The following is a 9191-nucleotide window of genomic DNA, read 5'->3' on the forward strand; positions in this document are numbered from 1 at the left end:
AGTGTGCCGTCGCGCGGAAGATGTCGATGAACTGGCCATGGAACTGGCGCGGCGCGACGACGAGGCTGCGGCATTGGAGCGGATCGCCCCGGCCGTCGATCTCGGTCGCAAGGCAGCCGGCTTCCCGCGCGATGATCACGCCGGCGGCGAGGTCCCAGAGATCGAGCTTGGCGCCGGAGGTCCAGAAGCCGTCGAAGCGGCCTTCCGCGACATAGGCGATCTCCAGCGCCGCCGAACCCGGACTGCGGATGCCGGAGACGCGCGGCATGATCGCGGCCATCTCGCGGGCGGCCTTCTCAGTGTCGCCCTTGCCGTTGTAGGGGAAGCAGGTGCCGACGACGGCATGGGCGAGGGAGTTGCGGCTGGAGCCGCTCAGCCGCCTCTCTCCGAGATAGGCGCCTTCTCCGGCAGCCGCCCAGAACATCTCCCCGCTGAGCGGGTTGTAGGTCACGCCGGCCGTGACCTCGTCGCCTTCCATCAGGGCGAGCGACGCCGAGAACTGCGGGATGCCGTGCAGGAAGTTGTTGGTGCCGTCGAGCGGGTCGATGATGACCCGCAGCCCGTTGCCGGCATCGGGGGAAGCCGCGCCCTCCTCGCCGAGCACGGCGACCTCGGGCAGCGCCCGGTTGAGATGGGCGACGATCAGGCGCTCGGATTCGATATCGGCAGCGGAGACGAAGTCCGAGGGGCCTTTTTCCAGGATGGGCAGGGCGGACAGGCGCGCGAAGTTCTCGGCGAGCGAGGCGCCGCCGATGCGCGCGGCCTCCTTCATGGCCTCGACGATCTCGCTGCGGGTCCGGGGCTTGGTGGTCATGATGGCTAACCTGGCTGAGTGGATGCGCGGGGCAGGTCGGGTCACGCCGCCGGCATGATCCCGGCCGGAGGAGTTGCGATGCGGCCGAGCGCTGCGCGGTGCAATTCGGCATTGGCCGCGGCCAGGCAGTGCCCGCTCGAATGCAGGGTCAGCGGGCCTCCGTTCCAGTCGGTGATGACGCCGCCGGCATTGGCGATGACCGGGACATGGGCGAGCACGTCATGGGGGGTGGTGAAGCGGTCGATCGCGATGTCGATCCCGCCCGAGGCGAGCCGCCCGTAGGAATAGCAGCTGCCGCCATAGACGCACCAATGCACCGAGGAGCGCAGCGCCTGGAAGACCGGGAGGCTTCCGGGGTCGTAGAGCTCGATATTGCTGGTCGAGAGAACCGCTTCGCCGAGGCGCTTGCGGCCGGAGGTCGCGACGCGGACGTCGTTCAGGGTGGTCGGGTAGCCGTCGGCGCCGACCCAGCGCTCCCGCGTCATCGGCTGGTCGATAACGCCGAGGATCGGGATGCCATGGCGGGTCAGCGCGATCAGCGTGCCGAAGACCGGGATGCCCGCGACGAAGGCCTTGGTGCCGTCGATCGGGTCGATCACCCAGACATACTCGGCGTCGGTCGCCTGCGCGCCGAATTCCTCGCCCTGGATGCCGTGCTCCGGAAAGGCCTCGCCGATGCGGCGGCGCAGTTCCGCCTCGACACCCCGGTCGATCTCGGTCACCGGGCTGTCGTCGCCCTTGGAGACGAAGGCGTTGTTCCGGCTGGCGGCCTCGCGAATGATCGAGCCGCTCGCATCGGCCAGCCCATGGGCGAAGGCGATGAAGTTCCTGATGTCGCTAGTCGGCATGGCGGACCTGTCCGGGTATCGCGGCTGTGCTCTTGAGCGGGCGCTGGTGCCTGCTCAGCGCGTATTCGACGTATTTGAAGCAGCGCGTGATCACGAGCGTGATCGCGAGATAGATCAGCGCCGCCATGATGAAGACCTCGTAGGGGGAGAAGGTGCTGGCGACGATCGTGTTGGCCACGCCGGTCAGCTCCATCAGCGTGATCGTGCTGGCGAGCGAAGTCCCCTTCAGCATGCCGATCGCCTGGTTGCTGTAGGCGGGCAGCATGAGCCTGAACGCGATCGGCAGGACGATGAAGCGCTGGACCTGGAAGGCGGACATGCCGCAGGCTCGCGCGGCCTCGACCTCGCCTGCCGGCACGGCCTGGATCGCGCCGCGCAGGATATTGGTCGTATAGGCGGTGGAATGCAGCGCGCAGGCGATGAGCGCGCAGACGAAGGGCTGACGCAGCCAGGGCCAGAGGAAGCTCTGGCGCACGAAATCGAACTGCGCTAGTCCGTAATAGACGATGAAGATCTGCACCAGGAGCGGCGTGCCGCGGAAGAAATAGACGAAGCCGTAGATCGGCGCGCGGGCGGCGCGGCTGCCGTTGGCGTAGAGGATGCCGAGCGGCAGCGCGCACGCGAAGCCGATGATCTCCGTCAGCAGCAGCAGCTTGAGGGTCAGCAGCGCGCCTTCGAGCAGGCGCGGAAGGCTGTCGATCATGAGCGACAGGTCCATGATCAGACCCTCCGGACGCCGCGGTTCGCGCGGGTCTCCAGCCATTCGATGATGAGGGAATTGGCGATCGTCAGGAGGAGATAGATGACCGCCGCGAGCATGTAGAAATGGAACGGGCTGCGCGTGACCGAAGTCGCGATGTAGCTGACGCGCATCAGCTCCTCGAGGCCGACGACCGAGATCAGGGAGGTGTTCTTGATCAGCGAGATCCAGATGTTGCCGAGCGCCGGCAGCGCGTAGCGCCACATCAGCGGCAGGCGGATATGGATGAACAGCGTCAGCGGCGACATGCCGAAGGCCCTGGCGGCCTCGATCTGGCCCGGCGGGATGGCAAGGAAGGCGCCGCGGAAGATTTCAGCCGCGTAGCCGCCGAAGACTAGGCTCAGCGCCAGCACGCCGGCGCCGAGCGCCGGCATCTCGAACGCGGCGTCCGGGCCGCCGATCCAGCGCAGCGCCGCCGACAGGGCGACCGTGCTGCCGAAATAGACGAGCAGGATGATCAGCAGTTCCGGGGTGCCCCGGATGCAGGTGGTGTAGAGGTCGCCCGCCGCGCGCAGGAACCGCGATGCGGAGAGCTTGGCGAGCGCGACGAGGAGCCCGATCGCGAGCCCCGCCAGCAAGGCCAGGAATGCGACCTTGAGCGTGACCATCGTTCCCCAGAAGAGCTGGGTGCCCCAGCCCTGAAAGAGGTCTGCCGTCATGTTGCGTTCCCGTCAGGGGCAGATGGTGCGCGGCATGGCCGGCGCCGGGCGGTTCAATCGTTCCAGACTCCCGGCATCACCGTGAACTTCCAGTATTTCTGGTTGATCGCCTTGAAGGTGCCGTCGGCGAACATGCCCTTCAGCGCATCGTCGACCTTGGCCAGGAACTCCGGCTCGTTCTTGCGCAGCCCGACGCCGACGCCCGGCCCGAAATACTTGATGCTTTCCAGCTCGGGCCCGACAAAGGCGAAGTCCTTGCCCTGCTTGTCCTCGAAGAAGCCTTCCATCTTGATCGGCCCGGCCATGATCAGGTCGACCCGGCCCGAGATGAGGTCGAGCAGCAAGGTCTCGTAGTTCTCGTAGCGCGAGATCTGCACGCCGGGGAACTGCTCGGTGAAATAGCGGTCATAGGTGCTGGCGCGGATCATGCCCACGACCTTGCCGTCGAGCGCCTTGGGATTGGGCTTCCCGTCGGCGGTCACGGGCTCCAGCCTGGAACCCTTCGGGCCGACGAAGCGGCCGGTCGAGGCGCGATAGGGGATGCTGAAATCGATGCTCTTCTGACGCGCTTCCGTGATCGAAAGGCTGGCGAGAATGAGATCGAACTTGCGCGCCGAGAGGGCCGGTATCAGCCCCTCGAATGCCTGGCAGACGAATTGCAGCTCGAAACCCGCGCGCTTGCCGATCTCGCGCGCGATGTCGACGTCGAAGCCGGTGAGCTCGCCGCCCGCGGTGCGGAAGTTGAAAGGCGGATTGGTGCATTCCGTCCCGACCTTGACCTGGCGGGCGAAGGCGGAGCCGGCAAACAGCAGTGCTGCGCCGGCCAGCAGGGCGAGAGCCGTCTTCTTCATGGTTGTTCTCCTCACAGGACCCGCTGCAGGAAGCGCCTGCACCGCTCGGACTCCGGATTGCCGAAGATCTTCTCCGGCGTGTCGCGCTCTTCGATCTTCCCCTCGTGAAGGAAGAGCACCTCGTTCGAGACTTCGCGGGCGAAGCTCATTTCGTGAGTCACCACGATCATCGTGCGGCCCTCCTCGGCGAGCAGGCGCATCACCCTGAGCACCTCGCCGACCAGTTCGGGGTCGAGGGCGGAGGTGGGCTCGTCGAAAAGCAGGAGCTTGGGCTCCATCGCGAGCGCGCGGGCGATGGCGCAGCGTTGCTGCTGGCCGCCGGAAATATGGGCAGGGTAGTGGAAGCGTCGGTCGAACATCCCGACCTTCGCGAGCAGCGCCTCGGCCCGCTCCCTCGCCTCCGCCCTGGGCACGCCCAGCACCTTGATCGGCGCGATCGTCACGTTCTCGAGGACGGTGAGATGGCTCCAGAGGTTGAAGCTCTGGAAGACCATGCCCATCCGGCTGCGGATGCGATTGATCTGCCGGGCGTCGAGGATCGCGGCGCCGTTGCCGCGTCGCCCGAGATTCAACTGCTCGCCCTCGAAGACGATCGCCCCGGCTTCAGGGGTTTCGAGCAGGTTGATGCAGCGCAGGAAGGTGCTTTTTCCCGAGCCGCTGGCGCCGATCATGCAGATGACATCGCGTTCGCGGGCCGTGAGGCTGACGCCCTTGAGGACCGGGAAGTCGCCATAGCTCTTGTGGATGTCGTCCGCCGTGAGGACGGTCTTCGCCTCGGGTCGAGACACGTTTTCCCCTCCGCTTGCGCTGGATTGCCGGCCTTGTCCGGTCGCGATTGGCAGGGACGGTACCGACGGCTAAAAACCGCCTCAAGTACCAATTCGCTGGAGTCGAGCAGACCAATACCGAGACAGGCTTGACCGTCCGCGCGTGCGGCCGCTCAATCCGGCGACGACGGGCCAGACCCGTCCGCCCTAGCCGCGACAGGATATGAACGCGAGTTTCAACTATCCCTTCTGGAACACGATCGCGGTCGCGCCGGACGGACCGGAGCCGCTCTTCGACCAGATCGCCGGGCAGCTTCGGATGCTGGTCGTGGCCGGTGCGATCCCGCGCGGCATGCGCCTGCCGCCTTCGCGCAAGCTGGCAGACGAGCTCGGCGTTTCCCGCTCCACGATCGTGCTCGCCTACAACCGCCTGAAGAACGAGGGCTATGCGCATGGGCGCACGGGCGCCGGGACCTATATCGAGAAGGACCTGCCCGAGGACATGCATCGCCGGATCGGCGAGCCGTCATCGGCTGCGCAGCCGCCCCGCCAACCGCGCGTCCTGGCCGCACGGGGAAACGCCCTGATGGGTCTGGCGCTGCCGAGCGAGCGCGAACTCGGCTACGATCTCAGCCCCCTGCTCCCGGCGCTGGACGAATTGCCGTTCGCGGATATCCGCCGCAGCACCGCCGAGTACTGGGGCTCCGAGCCCTGGCCGCAGTTCAATTTCAGCGAGCGGCTCGGCCTGCCCGCCCTGCGCCAGCAGATCGCGAAATATCTCGGCGAATACGAGGGTATTCCCTGCCGGGCGGAACAGATCGCCGTCGTCGCCAGCACGACGCAGGCCTTCATCCTGCTTGCCCAGCTGCTGCTCGATCCGGGCGACGGCGTCGTCATCGAGGATCCCGGCTATCCGACACGGACGGCCGCCATGGCGGCCAACGGCGCCCGGATACTGCCGCAGCGCATCGACCAGGAGGGGCTCTGCATCGACCGCTTCGGTCCCGAGACGGACGATGCCCGGATGGTCATCGCCTCGCCGACCAACCAGTTCCCCTACGGCTCGACCATGTCGATGGAGCGCAGGCTCTCCCTGCTGGCCTGGGCCCGCGCGCGCAACGCCTGGGTGATCGAGTACGACTACAGCAGCCCGATCGGCATCAACCGCCAGCCCCTGCCCTCGCTGCTCTCGCTCGACGCCGACCAGCGCGTGATCTTTATCGGCAATATCAACCGGATCTTCTCGCCCTCGCTGGGCCTGACCTATCTGGTGCTGCCGCCGGATCTGGTCGAGCTGTTCTATCGGGCGAAGCTCGTCTTTTCCTGCTATCTGCCGCCGCCGCTGCAACAGATGGTGGCCGACATCATGGGCCGCGGCGTTCTCGCGAAACATGTCCGGCGCATGCGCCTCATCTATCGCGAGCGGGCGACGATCCTGGTCGACGCGTTGCGGCAGGCCCTCGGCGACCGCCTGGTCGTTCCCGACGTCACGGCGGGGCTGCACCTGACCGCCCATGCACTCGCGCCGCTTGACGATGCCGCCGTCACGGATGCGGCCCGGCAGCGCGGCATCGATGCCCCTGCACTCTCGCGCTACCGCCTGCAGGACAGGACGGCGACGGGCTTCGTCTTCGGCTTCGGCAACACCGCGCCCGAGCGCATTCCCGCAGCCGTGCGGCGCTTCGCCGAAGCCATGGCGGGAGCCTGAGTTTTCTTGCGACACGACGGTTCGACCCGGCAGCAACAGGACCGGGACAGGAGGATGGGATGATCGACAAGGGCGGCTTGGCCAGGCGGCTGATCGACGAGCACGACCGGCGGGAGAAGTTCCGGCCATTCGCCGCGGCGAGCGGCATCGCCTCGCTCGACGATTCCTATACCGTGCAGGAGCGCTATGTCTCGCTGCTCAAGCCGCGCTGCGGCGCGCCCGTAGGCTACAAGATCGGCCTGACCTCGCAGCGCATGCAGGCGATGTGCGGCATCGGCCATCCGATCGCCGGCGTCGTGCTGGCCGACCGGCTGCATCACTCCGGCGCCCGCCTCGCCATTGCCGATTACGGCCGGATGGGCCTCGAATTCGAGATCGCGGTGCGCATGGGCGGCGATCTCCCCGTGGGAGGTCCGGCCTGGACGCAGGAGAGCATCGCGGAGCATGTCGCCGGCGTCTGCGCCGCCATCGAGATCGTCGACGACCGGGCTGCCGACTATGCCGAGCTCGACGTGCTTTCGCTGGTCGCGGACAATTCCTGGAATGGCGGCGTCATCCTGTCGAAATTCTGCAGCGACTGGCCGGCGCTGGACGCCATCTCGGGCACGATCAGCCACAATGGGGCGGAGATCGACCGCGGCTATGGCCGCGATGCCCTCGGCCATCCCTTCGCACCGCTTGCCTGGCTCGCCAACGCGCTGGCGGCAAAGGGGCATGGCCTGAAGTCCGGCGAGATCGTGATGACCGGCAGCCTGGTCACCACGCGCTTCCCGGCCGAAAGCGAAACCTATCGCTTCGAGCTCGACGGCGTCGGCGCCGTCGAGCTCGAAGTCACTGCCTGAGGGCCGAGAACTACGATCATGACGCCTCGCCTCGCGGCCCGGATGAGCCGGGTCAAGCCATCGGCCATCCGCGAACTCCTGCGGCTGGGCGCCGATCCCAACGTGATCTCCTTCGGCGGCGGCTATCCCGACGCCTCGCTGTTCCCGATTGCGGGACTGGACGAGGTCTTCCGCAAGACGCTGGCCGAGAACGGTCAGGAGGCGCTGCAATACACCGTCTCGAACGGCATTCCGCTGCTGCGCCGCCAGATCGCCGAGCGGATGACGCGCGACGGCGTGCCCTGCACCGTCGATGAGGTGCTGATCCTCCAGGGCGGCCAGCAGGGGCTCGACCTCGTCGCCAAGCTGCTGGTCGACAAGGACGACATCGTCGTCGTCGAGGACCCGACCTTCCTCGGCGCGCTGATCGCCTTCAACCCGTGCGAGCCACGCTATGTCACGGTCGGCATGGACGAGCATGGCATGGATGTCGAGGCGCTCGACGCGGCGCTGAAGGCCAATCCGGGCGCAAAGTTCATCTACACCGTTCCGGACTTCCACAATCCGACCGGCGTCACCATAAGCCTCGCCCGGCGCAAGCGGCTCGTCGAAATCGCCAACGCCCATGACGTCATCATTCTCGAGGACTCACCCTATCGCGAGATCCGCTTCGAGGGCGAACGCATCCCGCCGATCAAGAGCTTCGACACCGAGGGGCGGGTGATCTATCTCGGCAGCTTCTCGAAAATCCTGGCGCCCGGCCTCAGGCTCGGCTGGGCCGTGGCGTCGACCGAGCTGATCGAGCAGCTCGGCCTGCTCAAGCTCGCAGCCGACACCCAGACGAGCACGCTCAACATGGCGGTCGCCTCGCGCTTCCTCGCCGACTACGACATCGATGCGCATATCGGGACGATCCGCAGTGCCTATCGTCACAAGAAGAACCTGATGCTGGACACCATCCGGCAGCGCTTCCCGCAGGAGATCGCCTGCACGGACGCGAGCGGCGGGCTCTTCACCTGGCTGACTTTCCCGGAAGGCTTCGACGCCGCCGCCTTCATGCTCGACCACGCGTTGCCGGAGGCCCGCGTCGCCTATGTGCCGGGTGCGACCTTCTTCGCCCTCGACCAGCGTCCGAACCATGCCCGGATGAGCTATTCGACCCAGACCGACGAGCGGCTGGTCGCCGGCATCACGGCGCTCGGCCATGTCCTGAAGGCCCATCTCGGCGCGCGGGCACGCGGCTGAGCGAAGCCCCGGCCCGCCCCGCACCAGCAGATCGCCCACCGCGGCAGATGAGGACAGCACCATGCCCGTGACGATCCATCCCGCCCCGAAGAGCGACCTGACAGAGGCCGAAATCGAGCGCTGGCGCGCGATCCCCGTCGCGGTCGCGGTCGATCTCGGCCGCAATCTCAGCCAGATCGACCCGGCCATCCGCCCGCTGATGCCACCCGGACGGCAGCCGCGCCTGTTCGGACGCGCGCTGACAGCCTTCTGCGAGGCGCCGGATTTCGGCTCCGTCGTGCGCGCCATGGATGTGATCGGCCCCGGCGATGTCCTGGTCATCGCGGCGGCGGGCCATGCCGAAAGCGCGATGATCGGCGAAATCCTCGGAGGCCACATCCGCCGCAAGGGCGCCGTCGGCCTGGTCTGCGACGGCGCGATCCGCGATGTCGGGACGCTCGCCGGCTGGACGGACTTCTCGGTCTTCACGCGCTCGGTGACGCCGCGCGGTCCGTCCTCGGCCGAGCGCGGCGAGATCAACCGGCCGGTGACGATCGGCGGCGCGATCGTCTCGCCCGGCGACCTGCTGATCGGGGACGATGACGGGCTGGTCGCGCTGACGCCGGAGACGATCCGCGCCCGCATCGCCGATGCCGAGGCCCGGCTTGTCCTCGAGGCGAAGTGGGAGGCGGCCCTGACGGCCGGCCAGACCGCCGAGGCCGTCTTCGGACTGAAGGCG

At 67.3% G+C, this 9191-nt stretch carries 10 protein-coding genes; 4 read left to right on the forward strand and 6 right to left on the reverse strand.

Features of this window, described 5'->3' with window-relative positions; translation table 11 throughout:
• The 6 genes from ACIPIA_RS05620 to ACIPIA_RS05645 form a co-directional block, all read right to left on the reverse strand.
• The coding region (locus tag ACIPIA_RS05620; protein ID WP_400507488.1) for an inositol monophosphatase family protein at positions 1 to 814 on the reverse strand (814 nt) is incomplete at its 3' end.
• A gap of 41 nt (positions 815 to 855) precedes the next feature.
• Positions 856 to 1662: an inositol monophosphatase family protein gene (locus ACIPIA_RS05625; protein ID WP_400507490.1), complete on the reverse strand. Its 807-nt coding sequence runs from the start codon at positions 1660 to 1662 to the stop codon at positions 856 to 858.
• A complete protein-coding gene (locus tag ACIPIA_RS05630; RefSeq protein ID WP_400507492.1) occupies positions 1652 to 2380 on the reverse strand; it encodes an ABC transporter permease in 729 nt (242 codons plus the stop codon). Before ACIPIA_RS05630 ends, ACIPIA_RS05625 begins: the two co-directional genes overlap by 11 nt.
• A 2-nt stretch (positions 2381 to 2382) precedes the next feature.
• A complete protein-coding gene (locus ACIPIA_RS05635) occupies positions 2383 to 3081 on the reverse strand; it encodes an ABC transporter permease (RefSeq protein WP_400507493.1) in 699 nt (232 codons plus the stop codon).
• A 53-nt stretch (positions 3082 to 3134) separates the two neighbouring features.
• Positions 3135 to 3932, reverse strand: coding sequence for a transporter substrate-binding domain-containing protein (locus tag ACIPIA_RS05640; RefSeq protein ID WP_400507495.1), 798 nt, complete (start codon positions 3930 to 3932; stop codon positions 3135 to 3137).
• Positions 3933 to 3943: 11 nt separating this feature from the next.
• On the reverse strand, positions 3944 to 4720 hold the full coding sequence (locus ACIPIA_RS05645; protein ID WP_400507497.1) for an ABC transporter ATP-binding protein: 777 nt from the start codon (positions 4718 to 4720) through the stop codon (positions 3944 to 3946).
• A 202-nt stretch (positions 4721 to 4922) separates the two neighbouring features.
• Between ACIPIA_RS05645 and pdxR the strand changes: the two genes are divergently transcribed.
• The 4 genes from pdxR to ACIPIA_RS05665 form a co-directional block, all read left to right on the forward strand.
• Positions 4923 to 6407 carry a MocR-like pyridoxine biosynthesis transcription factor PdxR gene (pdxR, locus tag ACIPIA_RS05650; protein ID WP_400507499.1) on the forward strand — a complete coding sequence of 495 codons (1485 nt, stop codon included), beginning with the start codon at positions 4923 to 4925 and terminating at the stop codon, positions 6405 to 6407.
• A gap of 59 nt (positions 6408 to 6466) precedes the next feature.
• The gene (locus ACIPIA_RS05655; protein WP_400507501.1) at positions 6467 to 7249 is read left to right on the forward strand and encodes a 2-keto-4-pentenoate hydratase; all 783 of its coding nucleotides are present in this window, start codon (positions 6467 to 6469) and stop codon (positions 7247 to 7249) included.
• Between the two features lie 18 nt (positions 7250 to 7267).
• On the forward strand, positions 7268 to 8473 hold the full coding sequence (locus ACIPIA_RS05660) for an aminotransferase-like domain-containing protein (RefSeq protein WP_400507503.1): 1206 nt from the start codon (positions 7268 to 7270) through the stop codon (positions 8471 to 8473).
• A 61-nt stretch (positions 8474 to 8534) separates the two neighbouring features.
• Positions 8535 to 9191: RraA family protein (locus ACIPIA_RS05665; RefSeq protein ID WP_400507504.1), on the forward strand; the 657-nt coding region annotated here is incomplete at its 3' end.

Source organism: Allobosea sp. CER48, from assembly GCF_044752385.1.
Classification (GTDB): Bacteria; Pseudomonadota; Alphaproteobacteria; order Rhizobiales; family Beijerinckiaceae; genus Allobosea.